Source organism: Pseudoalteromonas sp. L23, from assembly GCF_021728455.1.
In the GTDB taxonomy this organism is placed as follows: Bacteria; Pseudomonadota; Gammaproteobacteria; order Enterobacterales; family Alteromonadaceae; genus Pseudoalteromonas.
Genome location: NZ_JAKKCW010000009.1, coordinates 181,241 through 203,423 on the forward strand (window position 1 = coordinate 181,241; position 22,183 = coordinate 203,423).

General features: G+C 43.6%; 19 protein-coding genes. 4 read left to right on the top strand and 15 right to left on the bottom strand.

Going from position 1 to position 22,183, the window contains the following annotated elements; translation table 11 throughout:
• Positions 1-3 precede the first annotated feature (3 nt).
• The 10 genes from L3V43_RS15855 to rppH form a co-directional block, all read right to left on the bottom strand.
• Complete coding sequence (locus L3V43_RS15855) at positions 4-786, bottom strand: fimbria/pilus periplasmic chaperone (RefSeq protein ID WP_026000996.1); 783 nt, start codon at positions 784-786, stop codon at positions 4-6.
• 318 nt (positions 787-1,104) lie between these two features.
• A complete protein-coding gene (locus tag L3V43_RS15860; protein WP_237116872.1) occupies positions 1,105-1,551 on the bottom strand; it encodes a DUF4402 domain-containing protein in 447 nt (148 codons plus the stop codon).
• A gap of 15 nt (positions 1,552-1,566) precedes the next feature.
• Positions 1,567-2,148: a DUF4402 domain-containing protein gene (locus L3V43_RS15865; protein WP_010606289.1), complete on the bottom strand. Its 582-nt coding sequence runs from the start codon at positions 2,146-2,148 to the stop codon at positions 1,567-1,569.
• A gap of 99 nt (positions 2,149-2,247) precedes the next feature.
• Positions 2,248-2,757: a hypothetical protein gene (locus L3V43_RS15870; RefSeq protein WP_102056447.1), complete on the bottom strand. Its 510-nt coding sequence runs from the start codon at positions 2,755-2,757 to the stop codon at positions 2,248-2,250.
• An 87-nt stretch (positions 2,758-2,844) separates the two neighbouring features.
• Positions 2,845-3,729, bottom strand: coding sequence for a UTP--glucose-1-phosphate uridylyltransferase GalU (galU, locus tag L3V43_RS15875; protein WP_237116871.1), 885 nt, complete (start codon positions 3,727-3,729; stop codon positions 2,845-2,847).
• Between the two features lie 8 nt (positions 3,730-3,737).
• Positions 3,738-4,571, bottom strand: a complete 834-nt coding sequence (locus tag L3V43_RS15880) for a thymidylate synthase (protein WP_102056445.1) — start codon at positions 4,569-4,571, stop codon at positions 3,738-3,740.
• Positions 4,572-4,584: 13 nt separating this feature from the next.
• Positions 4,585-5,397, bottom strand: a complete 813-nt coding sequence (gene lgt / locus L3V43_RS15885) for a prolipoprotein diacylglyceryl transferase (RefSeq protein WP_099030219.1) — start codon at positions 5,395-5,397, stop codon at positions 4,585-4,587.
• Between the two features lie 9 nt (positions 5,398-5,406).
• Positions 5,407-6,216 carry a sulfite exporter TauE/SafE family protein gene (locus L3V43_RS15890; protein WP_010369329.1) on the bottom strand — a complete coding sequence of 270 codons (810 nt, stop codon included), beginning with the start codon at positions 6,214-6,216 and terminating at the stop codon, positions 5,407-5,409.
• 47 nt (positions 6,217-6,263) lie between these two features.
• A complete protein-coding gene (gene ptsP / locus L3V43_RS15895) occupies positions 6,264-8,552 on the bottom strand; it encodes a phosphoenolpyruvate--protein phosphotransferase (RefSeq protein WP_017218101.1) in 2,289 nt (762 codons plus the stop codon).
• Between the two features lie 15 nt (positions 8,553-8,567).
• Positions 8,568-9,092 (bottom strand): RNA pyrophosphohydrolase, encoded by a 525-nt coding sequence (gene rppH / locus L3V43_RS15900; RefSeq protein ID WP_010369331.1) that lies wholly within the window; start codon positions 9,090-9,092, stop codon positions 8,568-8,570.
• Between the two features lie 440 nt (positions 9,093-9,532).
• Between rppH and mutH the strand changes: the two genes are divergently transcribed.
• Positions 9,533-10,207 (top strand): DNA mismatch repair endonuclease MutH, encoded by a 675-nt coding sequence (gene mutH / locus L3V43_RS15905; protein WP_174168519.1) that lies wholly within the window; start codon positions 9,533-9,535, stop codon positions 10,205-10,207.
• A 101-nt stretch (positions 10,208-10,308) separates the two neighbouring features.
• Positions 10,309-10,488 (top strand): hypothetical protein, encoded by a 180-nt coding sequence (locus L3V43_RS15910; RefSeq protein ID WP_102056442.1) that lies wholly within the window; start codon positions 10,309-10,311, stop codon positions 10,486-10,488.
• A gap of 66 nt (positions 10,489-10,554) precedes the next feature.
• Here L3V43_RS15910 and eno read toward each other — a convergent pair whose 3' ends face one another.
• The 5 genes from eno to rlmD form a co-directional block, all read right to left on the bottom strand.
• Entirely contained in the window at positions 10,555-11,847 is a 1,293-nt protein-coding gene (eno, locus tag L3V43_RS15915; RefSeq protein WP_010606280.1) for a phosphopyruvate hydratase, read from the bottom strand.
• 242 nt (positions 11,848-12,089) lie between these two features.
• The gene (locus tag L3V43_RS15920) at positions 12,090-13,724 is read right to left on the bottom strand and encodes a CTP synthase (RefSeq protein WP_010369341.1); all 1,635 of its coding nucleotides are present in this window, start codon (positions 13,722-13,724) and stop codon (positions 12,090-12,092) included.
• A gap of 157 nt (positions 13,725-13,881) precedes the next feature.
• Positions 13,882-14,706: a nucleoside triphosphate pyrophosphohydrolase gene (gene mazG / locus L3V43_RS15925; protein ID WP_237116870.1), complete on the bottom strand. Its 825-nt coding sequence runs from the start codon at positions 14,704-14,706 to the stop codon at positions 13,882-13,884.
• A complete protein-coding gene (relA, locus tag L3V43_RS15930) occupies positions 14,690-16,843 on the bottom strand; it encodes a GTP diphosphokinase (RefSeq protein WP_235368085.1) in 2,154 nt (717 codons plus the stop codon). Before relA ends, mazG begins: the two co-directional genes overlap by 17 nt.
• A gap of 92 nt (positions 16,844-16,935) precedes the next feature.
• The gene (gene rlmD / locus L3V43_RS15935; protein WP_010606277.1) at positions 16,936-18,255 is read right to left on the bottom strand and encodes a 23S rRNA (uracil(1939)-C(5))-methyltransferase RlmD; all 1,320 of its coding nucleotides are present in this window, start codon (positions 18,253-18,255) and stop codon (positions 16,936-16,938) included.
• 78 nt (positions 18,256-18,333) lie between these two features.
• Here rlmD and barA point away from each other — a divergent pair, with 78 nt between their 5' ends.
• Together barA and L3V43_RS15945 are read left to right on the top strand one after the other, a co-directional pair.
• On the top strand, positions 18,334-21,099 hold the full coding sequence (gene barA / locus L3V43_RS15940) for a two-component sensor histidine kinase BarA (RefSeq protein ID WP_102056438.1): 2,766 nt from the start codon (positions 18,334-18,336) through the stop codon (positions 21,097-21,099).
• A gap of 219 nt (positions 21,100-21,318) precedes the next feature.
• A complete protein-coding gene (locus L3V43_RS15945) occupies positions 21,319-22,104 on the top strand; it encodes a MipA/OmpV family protein (protein WP_010606275.1) in 786 nt (261 codons plus the stop codon).
• The last annotated feature ends 79 nt before the right edge of the window (positions 22,105-22,183 follow it).

Consider the following 22,183-nt stretch of genomic DNA (forward strand, 5'->3'; position numbering starts at 1 on the left):
AAACTACAAAGATACCGAATCATCTACAAAGGTGCGGTCAGTGTACTCCTCATCACCCACATACTTGATTAAGACCTTGCCTGATGGCCCAAGCTTAATTGCAGGGTCTATCGAGAATTCTACACTCCTTTGATTAAGCTCTGGATATACGGCAAACTTATTTAATACTCCGATCCGCACTGGTTTAACGTCATTTTTCCCCTGCCAATAAGCGGATAATTCGCCAAAGCTACTATATTTCCCGGTTCGATTAAGTAGTACCGTAATTGCCTGACGACCATTTTTCGCGTTGCTTACAATGACATCCTCAAGCTGTACTTGCGGGTTCGCATCGCCAACTCGTAGCATCACCGGAATGCTATAGCTCATCAGCACGTCAATATTGATACCTTCTTGCAGCTTGCCTTTATTATTCGGCAGCTCCCTAAAAAGCAAATGTGAGCGATACTCTCCTTGTTCCATATTCGCCTTTCTGCGCACAGCCAGCTTTATTACCTGACGCTCACCAGGCCCTAGTGTTACTTGCCTAGGTGAAATACGAATGAAATGGCTTGCAGCCATAGGGTTCATTTTTTGCTCGGCAAAGTTGGCATAACCACCTTCTTTAAGTGCTAGCTTCTCTTGAAATTCAAGTCGATAAGATTTGGTCACATCACCATTATTAATGATTGTAACCCTCTCAATTCTCTGACGCTCTTCGAAAGCAACCCGTGTTGGGGTGATCATCAGATTGGCGCTTACTTTACAGCAACAAAACAAAAGCAGCGTTAATATTAATTTATTCATAATTTAGGGCCTGTTTATCTTTCAAGTTTGTTTTTGCAGCAGTTTGATTGCCATTTATACAAGGCAGAGCCTGCGTAGCATAGTTATTCTATGTGAGTCAGGCGATAAAGACTTTGTGCTCCTGCAAAGTCACCTTACCCCACATCCTTGTGGGGCAACACAGAAGAAATGCCAATCAAGCGCTGCCCTTTGGGTTCCCCTGAGTGCGCTTTGTTCATTGTTGCTCAACTTTTGCTTAGATTACTAGGCGGCAAGTCGAGCGCCGCAACCAAACCCCACTCAGGGGAACAAAAATCAAACAGCAAAGGTCAACAGACCCTAGTAAGACAAAGTTATTTCAACGTTCAAGGTTTGCACTCCATCCGATAGCGATTTACCATTGCCAGCAAAGCGCAATTGACCACCGACCTTAAACTCACCAGACCCAACACTATCGGTGTAAATCGCCTTCTCGTGATACAGCTCTGTCAATTGGAAGGCATCGGGTGCACCAAGATTCCAATATCCAAACCAGTCGTTGTAAATGGTAGATTGGACGCTAATTTGGCGATTGTGAGGAAAATCGGTCAAGAGGATTTCTGCCGCATGACCAAACTCTACGAATAGAATATTGCTTGAGGTTTGTGGCCTAACATTAGGTTCTATTGTCACAGTGCCTGCGCTATTTTGGTCAATAATCGCAATAGTGCCAAAGCTCAATTTCTTAACGACCGATATATCTTGAGCTTTGGCCCAGTGACTGGCAAAAAGCAATGCCAGTACCATGTAACGCCACATGTTTTAGTAAGCGATTTCGATATCAACTTTACTGGTGTATACACCACCACCATACGTATCTGTTCCAGAAAGTGCTTTCGTACTTAATGTCGCACCAACGGAAAGCGTTGCGGCACCATTTGCATCAACCCTAAACTTGTTGTTTGTCACTTCACTATTAGGCTGTGCACCACTTACCACATAAAACTCAAAATCCTTTAAATCAAAAGAGGCATTACCCACGCTATCAACCGTAGTTGCGGCCGGAACTGTAATCGTTAGCTCAGTGTTTGGCGCTGCATCAGTGATATTGATAGAGCCTGCTCCACCTGTACTAATAAGGTTTATTACTGCGTCACCAGTATTCTTGATTTCAGGATCGGTCAGTGTTGGATCCGCCTCAATCTTCATCGTGGCGACATCAGCTGCATCGCCCTGCACTCGAATGATACCGAAATCAAGCGGATCACCAGCTTCCGCTGAAAATAAGTTTTTAACTTCTACTTTAACTTCGAGACGGGCAGTATCTTTAGCAATTGCTGAAGAAGTAAGTAAAGCAGCGGAAATAGAGCTTGCAACAAGCGCAGATTTAATCAGTGTTTTCATCTTTAAATTCCTTTAGGAGTCATTTTTATCATCACCGCAATGCCATTTTTTTGGTGACTTATTGTTTATCGTTCCCAAATGGGAAAACTTTAGTAAAAATTAAAGCATTAATCTCCTACAATCAATGCTTTGGATAGAAAATAGTCTACAGTAGATTTTTGCTTCTTGAGTTGATCTTAATCCAGAAACTGTTGCCCAATCCCACATTTCAAATGCTTGAATTCGAAATTCTGCCTCAGAGAATATACTAGGAAACTTTCGCTTTACTGCCGCTAATAGCGCTTGATGTTGCTCAACTTGAGGCATGGAATTGATGGATATTGGAAACAACTTGAGTTGAATTCCAGTCGTTTGATTCGCCTTTTGTTTACTGGCGGAATAACGCTTAACCTCTACGTCAGTAGTCGATGCTGCTTGGATATTATCGACGCTAGCTTGAGACTCTAACAAAGTCAGCAGGTTTGAGAGATCCTGTTCTAACGAGCTCAATCGCTTAATACTTTTGAGCTGTTGCTCACTTAACTGCGAGGGCTGTTGAACTGAATGACTACAGCCACCTAAGGTGATTACAGAGCCGAGTAGTAAAAGTTTAAAAAACTGAATATTCACAATAAGTTATAACAAAAATCCATTTTCTGCTATGGTACATAAATCGCGGTAAATAACCAAATGCTTTTACCGCAAATATCGGTACATTTAACTTTTTGCAATAGAGTCGATAAGAGAAGCAAGCTCAGTTGAATACTCTTCTCTTCGCATCGCATGCTCAACTATCGCTTTTAAATAGCCAATTTTACTTCCGCAATCATGGCTTTTTCCACGTAGCGAGTATGCATCAACTTGCTCTCGCTCCATCAACATGGCAATCGCATCGGTCAATTGAATTTCACCACCAGCACCTAGCGGTGTTTTTGCCAAAAGTGGCCAAATAGATTTATTTAACACGTAACGACCAACAACAGCTAAGTTTGAAGGCGCACTTTGTTGTTCAGGCTTTTCGACAATAGACTGCATCGCGCCTGACTCTCCTTGCGCGAGTGCCGCTCCTCCCAAGTCCACAATACCAAACTGAGAAACGAGCTCAGGCGCTACCGCTTCTACCATCACTTGGCTATTACCTGACGCTTTAAAACGCGCGATCATATCAGCAAGATTATCTTTTGTTAGATCGCATGCAGCGTCATCGACTAATACATCGGGCAGCATAACCACAAAGGGCTCATCGCCAATCACAGGTGCAGCGCAATTGATGGCATGACCAAGGCCACGAGCCTCACCTTGACGCACATGGATCAGCGTAACGCCTTTGGGGCATATAGATTGTACTTCCTCTAACAATTGACGCTTCACCCGTTTTTCCAGTGTCGCTTCCAGCTCAAAGCTCTTATCGAAGTGGTTTTCAATTGAGTTTTTACTTGAATGGGTTACCAGTACAATTTCTTTGACGCCAGCCGCCGCAGCTTCATCTACTACATACTGGATCAAAGGCTTATCGACAATTGGCAGCATTTCTTTTGGAATGGCCTTCGTCGCGGGTAACATGCGAGTGCCAAGACCCGCCACTGGAATAACGGCTTTCATAAATGCTCCTAAATCGCGACCGGTGCCTTTATATGCGGATGACATTCGTAGTTCACCAACTCAAAGTCTTCAAACTTAAAACCAAATATGTCTTTTACTTGAGGGTTGATCTGCATTTGCGGCTTCGCAAACGGCGTTCGGCTTAACTGCTCTTCAACTTGTTCCATATGGTTTAGGTATAAATGGGCATCGCCGAAAGTATGTACAAAGTCACCCACTTCTAAGTCACAAACTTGTGCAATCATCATCGTTAACAGCGCATAGCTTGCGATGTTAAAGGGCACACCTAAGAAAATATCCGCACTGCGCTGATAAAGCTGGCAAGAAAGTTTGCCATCTAGTACATAAAATTGGAATAACGTGTGGCAAGGTGGCAACGCTTGTTTGCCCATCGCTGCATTTTCTTTCGGTGAATAGTTAGTATCAGGTAAAAGCGCAGGGTTCCAAGCACTCACAATCAGGCGACGAGAGTCAGGGTTGGTTTTGATTTGCTCTACAACATCTTTGATTTGATCTATCACTTCACCATTTGGCCCCGTCCAAGAGCGCCACTGGCTGCCATAAACTGGCCCTAAGTCCCCTTCATCCGTTGCCCAGCCATCCCAAATGCTAACGCCATTTTCCTTTAGGTATTTGATGTTAGTATCGCCTTGCAAGAACCAAAGTAGCTCGTGGATAATCGAGCGTAGATGACACTTTTTCGTCGTTACAAGTGGGAAGCCTTCTTGCAAGTTGAAGCGCATCTGGTATCCAAAAACACTCACTGTGCCAGTGCCCGTACGGTCTTCTTTTTTTGTGCCATTATCACGCACATGGCGCATCAGTTCTAAATATTGCTTCATTGTTCGCTACTCTTTAACTTTTAACTTGCCCGGTAGATGGGTTGCTACCTTCTCGCTTATATGCCCACACCATAAGGATAGCGCCTGCGATCACCATAGGGAGAGATAAGATCTGACCTTGAGAAATAAGGCCACCATATAAGCCAATATGTGCATCTGGTTCACGGAAATACTCGATTGAGAAGCGGAAGACACCGTAACCGGCTAAAAATAGACCTGCTACACTGCCCGCTGGGCGCGGTTTCTTCCTAAACCATACCAGCATCACAAACAATACCAGCCCTTCAAAAAACGCTTCATAAAGTTGTGATGGATGGCGCGGCTGTGGTCCGCCCGTTGGGAAAATAAATGCCCAAGGAACATCCGTTACGCGACCCCATAATTCGCCATTAATGAAGTTACCGATACGACCAGCAAAAAGCCCAACAGGCACCATAGGAACGACAAAGTCACCTACCGATAAAATCGAACGTTTGTTTTTAAGCGCATACACGATAATTGCCGTGATAACGCCCAATGCACCGCCATGGAAAGACATACCGCCTTGGTCCACCCTAAACAAATAAAGCGGGTTTTCAATAAAATGAGAGAATTGATAAAACAACACGTAACCAATTCGCCCGCCCAAGATCACACCGAGCATACAGTAAAAAACTAGGTCGCCAACTTGGTCTTTATTCCAACCAGAGTTTGGTTTTTTTGCTTCTTTCCCTGCCCACCACATGGCGAACATAAAGCCGATTAAATACATTAATCCATACCAACGAACACTTAACGGTCCGATGGAAAAAATCACAGGGTCTATCTGTGGAAACTGCAAAGCCATAGCCTTTCCTTAATTCATTAACATATTGCCAGCGATAACAATGAGTAACGCCGCAAACACTTTCTTAATCGTTGTGACTGGTAAGTGGTGCGTAGCTTTAGCACCAATAGGCGCCATAAACCATGAAGTTGCCACTATACCAAACAAAGCCGGTAAATAGACAAAACCTAAAAATCCATGTTCAATATCCACATGTTGGCTGCCAGAGGCGATATAGCCAAAGGAGCCAAAGATAGCGATAACAATACCACTGGCAGACGCACATCCTATCGCTTTTTTCATATCAACAGAGAAAAATGTCAGTAGTGGGACGATTAATGCTCCCCCGCCGATACCAATCATTGCAGACAGCGCCCCCGTTACCGAGGTTAGCATCGCAAGTATCGGTCCTTGCGGTATAACTCTGGTTGATTGTGGCGGTCTTCTGGAACTCCACGCCATTTTCAATGCAATGCCCACAACACTAACCACAAAAATAATTCTGACGAGTTTTTCAGGCAACATCACTGCGGCAAAACCACTGCCCAACGCGCCGACTGCCACACCTAACATCACCCATGGAGCAATGTGCCATGGAACATTGTCATTTTTATGATGCGCTTTGGCTGAAGATGTCGAAGTGAAAATAATGGAGGCGAGAGACGTCGCAATTGCAACTAACACCACTTGATCTGTGGGTATAACATTAAATTTGGTCAAGATGACAGATAAAATAGGGACTATCAGCAGCCCGCCGCCGATACCAAGTAGACCTGCCAAAAAGCCAACTGCACAGCCGAGCAAAGCGCAAAGTACAACGATGAGTATAATAGTTTCCATCAACAAGCTCTTATTCTTATAGCGCCGTAATGGTAGCGTAAATAGCCTTAAGAAGCACCCTTTGCTTGGTGGCTGGTATAGAGTAATTCTGCAAAATGATGTTCTATCATAAATTCTTTAATAATTCGGCGCACTTGCTTAGATGACGGCTGTGCTAAACAATTTTCAAGTAAAGCTTCCATATCCGTTACTCTCAGTCTACGTAACACCCATTTTACTTTGTTCAGTGATGAAATATTCATACTCAAACGGCGATACCCCATTGCAATAAGCAAGATTGCTCCCTCAGGCTCACCGCCTAATTCTCCACACAGGCTAAAAGGCAGCTCGTGTAATTCACACTGCTGTGCAATCTGGTTTAACACTCGTAATACACTGGGGTGATAAGGGTCAAAAAGATCCGCTACTTGCGCGTTGGTTCTATCAACGGCTAATAAATACTGCGTCAAATCGTTACTGCCCACAGAGCAAAAATCAATTTTTTTCGACCACTCAGGTAACAAGTACACGCTAGACGGTACTTCGAGCATCACGCCGATTTCTGGTCGGTCGATGGTATAAAAAGGATCAGCCCATTCGTCTTGCAGCTCAAAACAAGCCTGCTCAATGAGTGCCATCGCTTCATCTATTTCCTCACTATGACCCACCATAGGCAACATGATCTGTAAGTTGCCAAGACCTGCGTTTGCTTTGATCATCGCTTTGATTTGATCCAAGAAAAGTTCGGGGTGATCCAGCGATACACGAATGCCCCGCCATCCTAAAAATGGGTTTTCTTCTTTGATATCAAAGTAATCTAGAATTTTGTCGCCACCGATATCTAAAGTCCGCATCACTACGGGCTCAGGGTGATAACGTGATAGCACCTCGCGATACCAGACTTCTTGCTCCGATTGTGTTGGGAATTGGCCTTTTTGCATAAACCAAGACTCAGTTCGATAAAGACCAACGCCATCGCAATAACTGGCGCTTAATGTCTCGGTCGATAGATCAAGCCCAGCATTTAAGAGTAAATTTATACGCTCACCATCGAGTGTAATAGGCGGCAAATCATGTTCCGCTTCAAACTTATCATGCAGAATGTTGTCTTTACGTTTGATTTCAACGTACTCATTGACCAACATTTGCGAAGGCGAAATATAAAGCCGCCCAGAATACGCATCCATGATCATAGACTTACCATCAAACTGTAATAATGGAATGTCTTCTATGCCCCAAATAGCGGGGACGCCCATCGCACGAGTGAGAATGGAGGCATGAGAGTTGGCCGAGCCATGCACACTGACGACCCCTTTGAGCTTTTCTTTTGGTACTTGCGCTAACATAGTTGGAGTCAAAGTATGGGCGATTAGAATCGTATTATCTGGATAGTGTTTAACAGCTTGTTCAGTTGAGACTAAATGCTGGAGCACACGCAGGCCAATATCATTAACATCAATCGCACGCTCTTTGATATAAGGGTCGCTCATCATATCAAACTGAGCCACAAGCTTTTCGATAACAAGCTTTAGCGCTGTTTTCGCGTTCCAGCCTTGTTGTATTTCAGACTCTACTTGTTTACCTAAACTCTTGGCATCCAAAAGTTGTTGGTAAACCTCAAACACAGCTACCGCTTCTTTTGGAATATCATCACTCAGAGTTTTGGCTAAAATATGGAATTCTTGCCGAGTCGCGGCCACCGCTTGATGAAACAGCTGAATTTGCTGCTGAATATTGTCACTATGCTGTGGTTCAATACTCGCAAAATCAATATGGGGTAACACCACATAACCATCGCCTAAGGCAATACCTGGAGCACTTGATACCCCTTTTAACACTGAGGTTCTGTGACTGCTTGCATCTTGTTGAAGTAAAGTTTGGATCTCGGTGTTGGCAAGCTGTGAAGCCAATTGCGCTGAAAGCGTAATAAGAAAGGACTCTTCATCATGGCTAAATACACGAGCAATCTTTTGCTGCACCACAATAACTCCAAGCACTTTACGCTGGTGTACAACAGGTACTGATAAGAAAGCATTGTAGCCTTCTTCATTGACCTCAGGTGACAGTTTGAATCTTGGGTGTGATTGGGCGTGGGCAACGTTAATTGGCTCTTCACGCTGGGCAACAAGACCGACTAGGCCTTCGGTAAATCCCATGCGGAATTTTCCGATTGCTTCAGGGTTTAAGCCATCCGTTGCCATCAGGATAAAGTTATCTTGACTGTAATCGGCAAAATAAACTGAGCAGCATTCAGTGTGCATGGCATCTTTGACCATAGTAACAAAGCAATTTAACGCGCTTTGTAGGTCACTTTGCTGTGCCACTGACTCAGCAATCGATCTTAACGTTGCTAACACCTGCTGCTCCTATTTTTATCGTTTTGTGCGCCAGAAATCCTTTTGCCCTTGCTGTTCACGTTTACCAAATGGCATCGCAAACGGAGCGAATTCCTTCATCACTCGACGATAGACATCACGCTTAAACGATACAACTTGACGTACTGGATACCAATAGCTAACCCAGCGCCAATCATCGAACTCAGGGTGATGCGTACGTAATAAGTCTACGTCTTCATCTTTACACCTAAGTTTCAATAAAAACCATTTCTGCTTTTGCCCGATACAAACTGGGCTTGAATCTCGTCTAATTAACCTTTTTGGTAGTTTGTAACGTAACCAATGTTTAGAACTTGCTACTATTTCAACATCTTCTGGCCTAAGTCCAACTTCTTCATGAAGTTCACGATACATCGTTTGCTCAGGTGTTTCCCCTTGATCTATTCCGCCTTGAGGAAATTGCCAAGAGTGTTGTCCGTAACGACGGGCCCAAAAAACCTGCCCCTGATTATTACAAATCACTATTCCGACATTGGCACGAAACCCTTCGGCATCAATCACCTTAGTGCCTCATTTATAAGTCGATTTTTAATGATTGTTCCACAACTCCCGCGCCACGGCAAATTTAATTCCATTCTATACCTAAATTATCTCAGCATACTCTCAAGTTACCCACAACTTGTGCATAACTAAGTATTTTTCAGTTCAAATTACGAACAAATCCACAATTACACACTTCAAACCTCAGGTTTTCCACATATTCTGTGGATAATTATGTTTATAGTCTTGTATTTATCCAAAGCCATAAGATTTCCAAGCCGCTCTGACTGTAGCAAAATAAAAATAACTTCATATTTATCATATAGATAATAAAGTTATTACTTTAACCATATTGTTGAAATAACAAACCGCACTTAAGTTGAGTACAAAATAACCAACTTACTTCACCACATGATTTCTTTTATAATCGTGTTTTTAGGGGATAGACTCAGGAGTATCGCTTGCCATCAGTTACACCACCACGCTCTGTGGGCGAACTTATGCAGCGTGTTGAAAACATAGCCGGTTTAACATTAGGTGAACTTGCTCATCAGCTCTCGTTTAAAACACCACAAGACTTGCTCAAAGAGAAAGGCTGGGTAGGACAACTCATAGAAGCGGCCTTAGGTGCCACCGCGGGCTCAAAGCCTGTGCCTGATTTTGAGCATATTGGCGTTGAACTCAAGACTTTGCCCATAAGCTATCAAGGCAAACCGCTAGAGACCACCTATGTTTCTGTCGTGCCGCTGACTCAGTTAACAGGATTAACATGGGAAGCGTCGAGTGTTAAAAAGAAATTAGCTCACGTTCTTTGGCTACCCATATTAGCCGAGCGAGAAATTCCTTTAATAGATAGGGTTATTGGACACGGCTTCTTATGGCGGCCAGACGCGCATCAAGAACAATTGTTACGAAGAGACTGGGAAGAGCAAATCGAGTTAATCGCTACGGGCCATGTAGAGGAAATCTCAGGGCATCTTGGAGAAGTCATGCAGATAAGGCCAAAAGCGGCAAATGCCAAAGCGCTCACCGATGCAATTGGGCCTAACGGTAAAATAGTGCAAACTTTGCCAAGAGGTTTTTATTTGAAAATCAATTTCACTCAATCGATATTAGCGCAAGAGTTTGGTGCTTAAAAACACCTGTTGACTTTTTATACAAAAAGTACAAATGTAACACAACCAACATCTTGTATGGATTTGGTTAACATTTATATTTTTTATAGAAGGAAACGACAATGAAATTAAAGTTCAACAAAAAATCGATTAAAGAACTTAGTGTGAACAAAATACTTGTGACCAAGATGACACCAGCTGTTGCTGGAGGTAATGGAGCAGCAACGATGGATGATACTTGTAATTCACTTCAAGTCTGTTGGACATTCCGATATGGCCAAGGACATTGTGAAGTTTGGTGATGAACGTTAGGAATAAAAACGCCAGTAACTAAACTGGCGTTTTTACAATACATCAAGTAATGCTAATTACTGACCTTTGATTTCACTACGGCCTTTGTATACCGCTTTTTCACCTAGCGCTTCTTCAATACGTAGTAACTGGTTGTACTTAGCTACACGATCCGAACGACAAAGTGAACCTGTCTTAATTTGACCTGCCGCTGTCGCCACTGCTAAATCAGCAATGGTTGCGTCTTCAGTTTCACCAGAGCGGTGTGAAATAACGGCGGTAAAGCCAGCATCTTGCGCCATTTTGATGGCATCAAGCGTTTCAGACAGTGAACCAATCTGGTTGAATTTAATCAAGATTGAGTTACCAATGCTTTCTTCAATACCACGCTTTAAAATCTTAGTGTTAGTAACAAAAAGATCATCACCCACTAGCTGAACTTTATCGCCGATTTTATCTGTTAGGACTTTCCAGCCAGCCCAGTCGCTTTCGTCTAGGCCATCTTCGATTGATACAATTGGGTAACGTGCTGCAAGATCGGCCAAGAAGCCTGCAAAACCTTCCGAGTCGAATGTTTTACCTTCGCCCTTTAGGTCATACTTGCCATCGACATAAAACTCAGACGCTGCACAGTCAAGTGCTAGTGTTACGTCTTTGTTCATTTCGTAGCCAGCTGCTGCAACCGCTTCAACAATCACTTCTAGCGCTTCTTCATTTGACTTAAGGTCTGGAGCAAAACCACCTTCATCACCAACAGCAGTGTTCAGGCCACGTGACTTAAGTACGTTTTTCAAGCTATGGAAGATTTCAGCACCCATACGTAGTGCTTCACGGAAGCTCTTTGCGCCAACAGGCTGAACCATAAACTCTTGAATATCAACGTTGTTATCCGCGTGCTCACCACCATTGATAATGTTCATCATCGGAACTGGCATTGAGTACTGACCTGCTGTACCGTTGATGTCTGCGATATGCTCGTATAGCGCCACGCCTTTGTCTTGTGCAGCTGCTTTTGCTGTTGCTAGAGATACCGCAAGGATGGCATTCGCACCTAGTTTTTCTTTGTTTTCAGTGCCGTCTAAGTCCAACATAATTTGGTCGATTGCACGTTGTTCTAGCGCGTTTTGACCTTCAAGTGCTGCCGCGATTTCGTTATTTACGTAGTTTACCGCTGTTAATACACCTTTACCTAAGTAACGAGACTTATCACCATCACGTAGCTCTAGTGCTTCACGGGTACCCGTAGATGCACCTGATGGCGCACATGCACGGCCCCATGCACCTGACTCTAGGTGTACGTCCGCTTCTACTGTTGGGTTACCGCGTGAGTCCATAACTTCACGGCCAATCACTCTAACGATTTTTGACATCTTGATTCCTCTTATTCCCAAAGTGGTGTGTGTTGCACTGCTTCTGTCGCAGGCGAATTCAGGGTCAATAAACCCGCTTTAAAGTTTGCCTTATCTCTGTTGCTTCGCAAAGTGAAGAATTTACACGTATCACATTGACGCGCCGGCAGATAAGAAAAAGTTTGGCGATAAACACTACTCTTAGCGCCTATTGCAAAACCTTCTGCAACAAAAAAGCCGTGCAAGAGCACGGCTTTTTCTTATTACGAAGATGCTTTTTGGTGGCTGTATGCCGCCGCAACAAAACCTTCAAATAATGGGTGACCATCACGAGGCGTTGACGTGAACTCAGGGTGGAACTGAGCCGCGATAAACCAAGGGTGATCTTTATTCTCGATAATCTCAACTAGTTTCTTGTCTTCTGACAGACCAGTAAATTGCAGACCCGCTTTTTCAAGCTCAGCAACATAGTTGTTGTTTACTTCGTAGCGGTGGCGGTGACGCTCAACGATTTCGGCATTACCGTATACTTCACGCACCTTAGAGCCCTCTTTTAAGTGGCAAAGCTGCGCGCCAAGACGCATAGTGCCACCAAGATCAGAATCGTGGTCACGTACTTCAATCTTACCATCTGCATCTAACCACTCAGTGATCAGACCAACCACTGGGTGTGGGCTTTCAAGATCAAATTCAGTTGAGTTAGCACCAGTAAGACCTGCAACGTTACGTGCATACTCGATTAGCGCAACTTGCATCCCTAAACAAATACCTAGGTATGGTACTTTGTTTTCACGTGCATACTTTGCAGCTAAAATCTTACCTTCAACGCCACGGTTACCAAAGCCACCAGGTACTAAGATAGCATCAAGGTGCTCAAGTAACTCAGTGCCCTTGCTCTCGATATCTTGAGAGTCAACATATTCAATATTCACCGTTAAACGGTTTTTCAAACCAGCATGCTTCAATGCTTCGTTAACTGATTTATATGCGTCCGGTAATTCGATGTATTTACCAACCATACCAATTGTCACTTCACCAGTAGGATTTGACTCTTGATAAAGTACTTGTTCCCACTCAGATAAATCCGCTTCCGGACGCTCAAGGTAGAAACGACGACAAATGATGTTATCAAGCTCTTGCGACTTCAATAGCGCAGGGATCTTATAAATACTGTCTACGTCCTGTAGCGAGATAACTGCTTTTTCTTCCACGTTAGTGAATAGGGCAATCTTCGCGCGCTCATTCGCTGGTAATTTACGATCTGAACGACAGATCAAAATATCAGGTTGAATACCGATTGAACGAAGCTCTTTCACAGAGTGCTGAGTTGGCTTAGTTTTCACTTCACCCGCAGGGCCTAAGAAAGGCACCAGCGTCAAATGCATAAACAAAGCGCTCTCACGACCAAGCTCTGTGCCTAGCTGACGAATTGCTTCTAGGAAAGGTTGTGACTCGATATCACCAACCGTACCACCGATCTCTACGATAGCAACATCATGGCCTTCCGCGCCTTCAAGCACGCGACGCTTGATGTCGTTTGTGATGTGAGGAATAACCTGAATAGTGGCACCTAAGTACTCACCTCTACGCTCTTTGCGCAACACGTCTTCAAATACACGGCCTTGTGTAAAGTTGTTACGCTTGGTCATTTTAGTGCGAATAAAACGCTCGTAGTGACCAAGATCAAGGTCAGTTTCCGCGCCGTCTTCGGTTACGAATACTTCACCGTGTTGGATAGGGCTCATGGTCCCAGGGTCAACATTGATGTAAGGATCCAGCTTTAGAATCGTTACTTTCAAGCCACGTGCTTCTAAAATAGCGGCTAAAGAAGCAGCTGCAATACCTTTACCCAAGGAGGATACTACTCCGCCCGTTACGAAGATAAATTTTGTACTCATGCGAACCCTAGAAATTTCAGGAAAATTGGAATTTAAATAAGAATCAAGACGGGGCGATAGTATAGCAAAAGCACCTAAGTCATTCCAGCTAAAAATGACTTAGCACGGTAATATATTTTATCAGGAGGTCGTTTTAAATAACGAACAAACCGTAAAATCAGTCTCTGTTTTTACTGCGTTGACGACGTTTCACTGTCTCCCAAGCACCATCCATCTCCTCCAAGCTCGCATCTTTAAGTGATAGTGAGGACTCATTCAAAACGGCTTCGACTTGCACAAAGCGATTTTTAAATTTCTCATTGGCTTGACGTAGCAGCTGCTCCGGATCTCGTTTTATATGCCGGCTCACACTCACAGTTGCAAACAACAAGTCGCCCACCTCTTCCGCTGTATGTTCAGAGCGTGGATCAACTTGCAGCGCCTCGCTCACCTCTGCTATTTCCTCTTGTACTTTATCCCACGCGCCGTGATAACTTGGCCAGTCAAATCCGAGTTTGGCTGCTTGCTTTTGAATTTTGTAGGCTTTTGATAATGCAGGCAAGCTGCTTGGAATATCTGCCGCGAACGCCCCTTGTTTTTTTGCCTGTTTTTCTTGCTGTTTAATGGCGTGCCATTGCTGCTCAAGCTCTGCTTCGCTTAAGCTTTCCTGCTTTTCAAATACATGAGGGTGGCGTCTCACTAATTTGTCATTGAGAGTTTGCACTATGTCAGCAAAATCAAACAACCCCTGCTCTTTTCCAAGCTGAGCATAAAAAATCACTTGGAACAGCAAGTCCCCCAACTCTTCTTTTAAGTGAACAAAGTCGCCTTGCTCGATAGCATCGGCAACTTCGTGTGCTTCTTCTAACGTATAAGGGACAATGGTTTTAAAGGTTTGCTTCTTATCCCAGTCGCATCCAGTGCTTGGGTCGCGTAGCTGCGACATAATCTCTAGCAGCTGCTCTATCCCCATTGTTGCCGAAGGCTTAGAGTCGTTTGGCATCAAAAACACCTTCGATTTGCATCAATTTAGTCAGCAAGCGATGCATAGCAGAAAGGTCATCCACCTCTACCTTCATCATAAATACCGCCACGTTTTTATCGTCTTGGGTTTGTACATTCATATTGAGCACATTGACTTTTTCATTGGCAAGCACAGCGCTAATGTCTCGGATCAACCCTTGGCGGTCGTGCGCTTCAATTTTTAATGTAATGGCGTACGACGCTTTAACATCCTCTGACCAACTGACTGCAATCTCACGCTCTGGATGTATATCCGTAATATGAGCAAACGACTCACAATCAGAGCGATGCACGGCAATACCTCGCCCTTGCGTGATGTAACCCACAATTTCATCGCCCGGTACTGGCTCACAGCATTTCGCCATATGACTCATTAAGCTGCCTACCCCATCAACGACCACTGCATTTTTGTCACCTTTAGTGTGTTTTGGCGAGGAGATTTTTAACTTAGGTGTATCCTCAGGTTTATCTTGCACGTAGTTCAGGAATTGATTGATACGAATATCACCGGCACCAATCGCCACCATTAAATCGTCGAGTTCTTTAAAGTTAAAGCGGTCAATCGCGGGTTCTAAATCTTTATAGGTAATATCTAGTTTTTGCAGATGACTATCTAAAATTTCCTTACCCGCTTGAAGATTTTTGTCTCTATCTTGCTGCTTAAACCAGTGATGGATCTTACTGCGCGCTCTTGAAGAATGAATATATCCCAGCGACGGGTTTAACCAATCTCGACTTGGTGAAGCATTTTTCTGGGTAAGAATCTCTACCTGATCGCCTGTGCGCAATGTGTAAGTGAAAGGCACTATTTTACCAAACACTTTTGCACCAATGCAGCGATGTCCAACATTAGAATGAATGTAGTAAGCGAAGTCGAGTGGCGTCGAGCCTAGTGGCAAATCAAAGATATCGCCCTTGGGCGTGAATACATAAACGCGGTCTTCGACAACCTGATTCTTCAGCTCATCTGCTATTTCGCTGCCATCTACCACTTCTTCTTGCCACTGCAACAGTTTGCGTAGCCAGCTAATTTTTTGCTCGTATCCTGAGTTTCTGCCCGGCAATGCACCTTCTTTGTACATCCAATGAGCCGCCACCCCAAGCTCTGCATCTCGATGCATGGCCTCAGTACGGATTTGGATTTCTACCGTTTTGCCCTCAGGACCAAACACCACGGTGTGGATAGACTGATAGCCGTTTTGCTTAGGCGTAGCAATATAGTCGTCAAACTCTTTGTTTAAATGCCGCCAACTGGTGTGCACAATGCCCAACGCGGCGTAGCAATCTTGAATTTCATCTACCACCACACGCATCGCGCGAATGTCGAACAACTGTTCGAATTCATAGCTTTTCTGCGCCATTTTTTTATAAATGCTATAAATATGCTTAGGGCGACCGTAGACCTGCGCTTTAATGCCTGCATCCGCAAGTTTTTGTGCCACCGAATTAACCATATTTTCCATATAAGCTTCGCGGTCTAGGCGTTTATCAGAAAGCTTCTTGGCAATAGACTTATACGTATCCGGATGCAAATAACGGAAAGAGAGATCTTCAAGTTCCCATTTTAATTGGCCAATCCCCAAACGGTTCGCAAGTGGTGCAAAAATATTGGCAGCCGCTTTTGCAGCAACGACTCTTTCTTCTTCAGATGCTTTCTTAACCGCACGTAAATGGCAGATTTGCTCAGCAAGCTTAATCACTACAGCGCGCACATCTTCCACCATAGCGAGTAACATACGGCGGATGTTGTCGACTTGTACCTTACCGGAGCTTTGGTGTGCCAACGTACTAATAGTGTCCATATTCTCCACCCCTCTTAAAAGCAGAGAGATATTTTTGCCAAGCGCTTCTTCCACTTGCTCAAGGGACAACTTTCCAGCAACAAAATAAGGAGTTAAAAACGCAGTTGCTAAGGATTCGCTATCAAAATTTAAGTCTGCAAGGATCTCTACCATTTCGATGGCGTTATTGAGATGTTCCGTTGACTCATCCGCAGGACAAAGTTCATAAGCCTTTTGTAGCCATGTTCTTTGATCTTCAGACAAGTTTAAGATAGTGAGTCGCGCATCAAACTCCAGTGGCAAAGTGGTTTGATGCGACTGCCGAGTAGCAACCATGTTTTAATACCTCCTTAAAATTACTTACCCGCCTCATTTTCGGGTAAATTATCTAGCCTAATGCTCGGGCAATAACGGCCTCATAGCTCAGGTTATTTACACTGCTTTTTAAACAGCGCCATGGTTTCGATATGTCCCGTGTGGACAAACATATTCATTAAGCCAAGCTTTTCTATTTCAAAGCCTGCCTGCGCTATCACCAAAGAATCGCGCGCCAGTGTAACTGGGTCGCATGACACGTATAAAATACGGGTAAACTGCGTCAAAGGTAATTGCTGCAGTACCTCAAGCGCCCCCGGCCTTGAAGGGTCCAGTACTAATACATCCAGATTTGCGTCGAACCAAGCAGCCTCTGCAATCGACTGGGTTAGATCAAAACAGTGAAACTGAACATTACTGATTTTATTAGTTTGCGCATTTTGCTGAGCCATTGCAACCGATTGCGCTTCACCTTCTACCCCAATCACATTTTTTGCTTGTTTTGCGAGCACCAAAGAGAAATTTCCCACCCCACAGAAAAGGTCGAGGACACTTTCATCGTTACTCAGCTGTAGCCAGTCTGTCGCTTGGCGCAGCATTGCTTCATTTACCGATTGATTCACTTGAATAAAGTTGTTCAATTTAAATTCAAGTGTTAAGTCAAATTCACCAAGGTGATAGTGCGGCAACTGGGAATACACAACTGGCGTCTCGCCATCGTCAAACAGTACCTGACAATTTTCCAGCTCGTTTTGTAGCGTTTCGCGAGTCGAAGCGGACAGTGGCTTTGTATGACGACACAACACATAGTTATAGTTGTCAGCCTGACAAAGCTGAATATGACTGATTAGTCTAAACTCACTTAGCGACTGTGCTAGCAAACTTAGCGTGTTAACAATACGATCAAAAGGCGACACCAATACGTCACACTGCGCTATTTCGATAATCTGCTTCGACTGACTTGCTCTAAAGCCTAACTTGACGCTTTTGCTTTGTTTATCAAAAATGCATGCCAAACGAGCTGCACGGCGATAATGAAGCGCCATAGAGGTAATCGGCGCTTGCCAAGGTAAGTGCTCAATGTTGGCAAAACGCGCAAAAAGTTTTTCGACTGCATGTTGCTTTTCATTGAGCTGACCATCAATACTTTGATGCTGCAAGCTACAACCACCGCACTGCTGGTAATGCGGGCAAAACGGTTTAACACGCTCTTTGGAGGCATTAAGTACTTTTATCACCTTCGCTTCCAACAGTTTAGACTTTGCCTGTACAACCTGTGCTCTCACTCGCTCACCAGTCAAGGCACCAGCCACAAAACAGACCTTACCTTCATGGCGAGCAACACCTCGCCCCTGATGATCCATTGACTCTATGCTTAATTCTATTTGCTTTGACGGCTTAGCAGCTTTCTTAGCACGAAAAATCTGTGCCATTGGGTTCCTCATTTGTTTGCTTATCACGTCGGTAAAAGATAATCTTAGTTACAGATTTCTCTGCACTTTTTTGACCCTATGACAAAATTAAACCTGCGTGACAGTATTTTATTACTCACTCTTTTGCCAACCCTTTTGGTTGGCTTGCTACTTGGTGGTTATTTTACTATAAATCGCTACGTAGAGCTTGAGGAAATTCTGATAAGTCAGGGAAATCGCATTGCAGATTCACTTGCCATGTCAGTAGAATACCCAATAGAAAAACAAGATAAAGCGCACTTACACCGCATTTTAAGCCAAGCACACAATAAACATGCACCACTGGTAAAAAGCATCGCGCTGTTTGATAGCCAAAATCAGCTTATTCTTACCAGTAATTATCATAGTGAATTCGATAAATTACATTATTTTGGTGAAGTGCAAAAGCTACAAACCACCGAAGTCACTACACTAAAAAATACCTTTGTGTTTTATTCACCAGTTAAAAACCATTTAGCAAAAAAAACCGATTGGCACAGTGCAGAGCCGGCTACGCTGGCGATTTTAGTTGTAGAGATCAGTAAAGACCAAGCACTGATCTCGCAGCAGCGTGCACTGATCTTGAGTGCCATTGTTATTATTTTCTCCTTTTTACTTAGCGTTATGTTGGCCATGCGATTGTCACGTATGCTAACCAAACCAATTGCCAATTTGATTTTAGCCACAGACAAGCTCAACGAAGGTAAACAAGACATCGCAATCAATGAGCCGATGCGGGGTGAATTTGAGCTTTTGCGCCAAGGCTTGATCGTTATTGGCAGAAAGATGGCCAATCAAAAAGACGAAATGCAAAAGCACATTGACCAGGCAACTAGTGATTATCGTGAAACCCTAGAGCAGTATGAAACGCAGAATATTCAGCTCAATATTGCCAAAAAAGAGGCACAAGATGCTAACCGCGTAAAGTCGGATTTCTTGGCTAAGATGAGTCATGAACTTAGAACGCCGCTCAATGGTGTTATAGGCTTTACCCGTCAACTTTATAAAACACCATTAAATAAACACCAAAAAGATTATTTAGATACCATAGAGCTATCTGCAAATAGCCTGCTTACCATCATTAGTGACATCTTGGATTTTTCAAAGCTAGAAGCTGGTGCTATGGAGCTGGAGAATATCCAGTTTGAATTACGCGACGCCGTCAATGAGGTCATGACCTTATTAGCGCCAAGCGCTCACGAAAAGCAGTTGGAGTTTTCCATTTCTGTTAATCGCCAAGTGCCCGACAACTTAATTGGCGATCCTACGCGATTTAAACAGGTATTGACCAATCTGATCAGTAATGCCATCAAGTTCACGGAAAAAGGCTCAGTCAAAGTGGATATTAACCACCGTCTGATGGATGAATCTCAATCCTCGTTGCTAGTGTCTGTCAGCGATACCGGGGTCGGTATTGCTCAGGATAAGCAAGACGCACTATTTACACCGTTTGCTCAAGCCGATACTAGTATTACCCGTAAATTTGGTGGCACAGGTCTAGGTCTTATCATTACTAAGCATATTGTTGAGGCGATGAATGGTCGTATCACTCTTAACTCAGCGCCAGGAAATGGCACCTGTTTCTCATTTAACGCGGTCTTTGCATTACCAAACCGCCTCTACAACGACAACTTACCAAGCAAGCCACTTGAAAATAAACGCGTGCTCTACTTTGAACCACAAGAGCATACTCATTATGCGGTAATAGCTCAACTACAAGCGTGGGAAATGCAGGTCACTCGCTGCCTTACCGAAGAAGAGTTCGATACTGCCTTAGGCCAAGATTTTAATTACGATATCTGTTTAATTGGATCTATGGCAAGCGTCGACCAAATGCAAACCGTTAAGAGTTACATCAAACAAGCTCGCGGATCCGCAGACTACCTATATTTGATGGTTAATACCGTCTCACATAATATGCGTGAGGCGCTTATTGGCAGTGGAGCTGACGCTTGTTTAAGCAAGCCACTTAACCACAGAAAACTATGCGAAATGCTTGCAGCACCTTATCGTTTAGACCATCCAGACATGAGTGCCAATGAAATCGAAGCCACAAGTCTGCCACTTAAAGTGCTGGTTGCAGACGATAACGATGCTAACTTGAAGTTGATATGCACATTGTTAGATGAACAAGTAGAGGCAATAGATACAGCGCATAATGGTGCTCAAGCAGTCAGTTTATGTAAATCAAGAAAATACGACCTGATATTTATGGATATTCAAATGCCCATAATGGATGGTATAAGCGCCTGTAGGAGCATAAGAGAGTCGTCCTTAAATGAGGATACTCCTATCATCGCCGTCACCGCACATGCGCTTGCTGGCGAAAAAGAGCAACTGCTTAAAGATGGCTTTAGTAACTATATGACTAAACCCATAGATGAAGATATGCTCAAGCAAATTATTTGCGACCATAGCGCGTCTTCACCAGTCGCGAGACAAAAAAATATTGAGAGTCATCAGCACAGTGTGCCGCCATTTAATAGCCAAATGTTAGATTGGGGATTAGCATTACAGCGAGCGGGTAATAAACCTGATTTAGCATTGGAAATGCTCAATATGCTGCTTTCTAGCGTGCCCGAAACGTTGCAGCAGTTGGAGTCTGCACAAGACGCAGAGGATCTCCCGACGCTGCTCAAAGTAGTTCATAAATTCCACGGTGCCTGCTGTTATACTGGCGTACCAACCCTAAAGAAATTGGCTGAGATCATTGAAACGGGATTAAAACAAGAAAAACCACTCAGTGATATCGAGCCTGAGCTATTTGAGCTGGTTGATGGACTAACTGTATTACTAACAGATTCTGATCTCACTCAATCCAGTTAAATCTTATACACACCTATCTGCTCGCTACTTTATAAAAACCCTTTTGAAGTGGCGAGTAGATTAGGGATGTAAGACAACAACGATTTCTTAAACAGATAACACTTCAAACAACGTTTCCCGACAATTTATTACACTTTCTAACAGCACTTCCCCAACTCTTGTAACAAACTTCTTACATTCTAAATTCTCGCAATTTTTAACTTACGAAAGGAATTCTGTATGTATCTAATCAAGTCAGCACTCACGTCTGCTGCCGTCTTCACTTTAACCTTTGCTTCTTTTAGTCATGCCATTGAGCCGAAATCTAACGAATGGCAGGTTCGTTTAGGGGGAGGAGCCGCGGCTGCAGATTTGCCATGGAAAGGCATTGACAGTGAGTTTATCTCAATTCCCATTATAGATATTCAAAAAGGAAATTGGTTTATCAACAAAGATAGCCTAATTGGTTACCGCTTTCCTATTACTGAAGATTTATCTGTCTACTCTGGGTTGGGCTATCGTCAAGATGGCTATGACGGTGTATTCCGAGACGCAAAGTCTGAAGATAAGATTTTTGACGGATATGACGCGCCGGATGGCGATGTCACGGTTAACTATGGCGTCACCTATCTGTGGTTTACGCTCGCTGGTCACAGTGATATTTCCGATAATTCAGATTCAACCACGGCTACTTTTTCAGTATCAATCCCACTGTACAACGATGGTCGAGGATTTAAAATCTCGGCAGTAGGTAATGTAGAATGGCAGCAGTCTGATTATGTTAATTATATCTATGGAATAACTGGTGAAAATATCGATATTAGCCGAGGCCGATTCCGCTACTTAACTGCTGATGACGCTGTGAATTATTCCGCAGGGTTGACTGCGCATTATCAGATAAAAACACAACTCAGTCTGGTTGGTGGGATAACTCGAACTAAACTCGATGATGTTATTGCCAATAGCCCTTTGCTAGACAGAGACACCAGTGACCTCGCTTATGTTGGCCTAGTCTATCAATTTTAGGCTGTTGTCTGAGTTAAAATTAAATAAAAAACCCAAGTTAAACTTGGGTTTTTTATCATAATGCTTATTCACATCATCA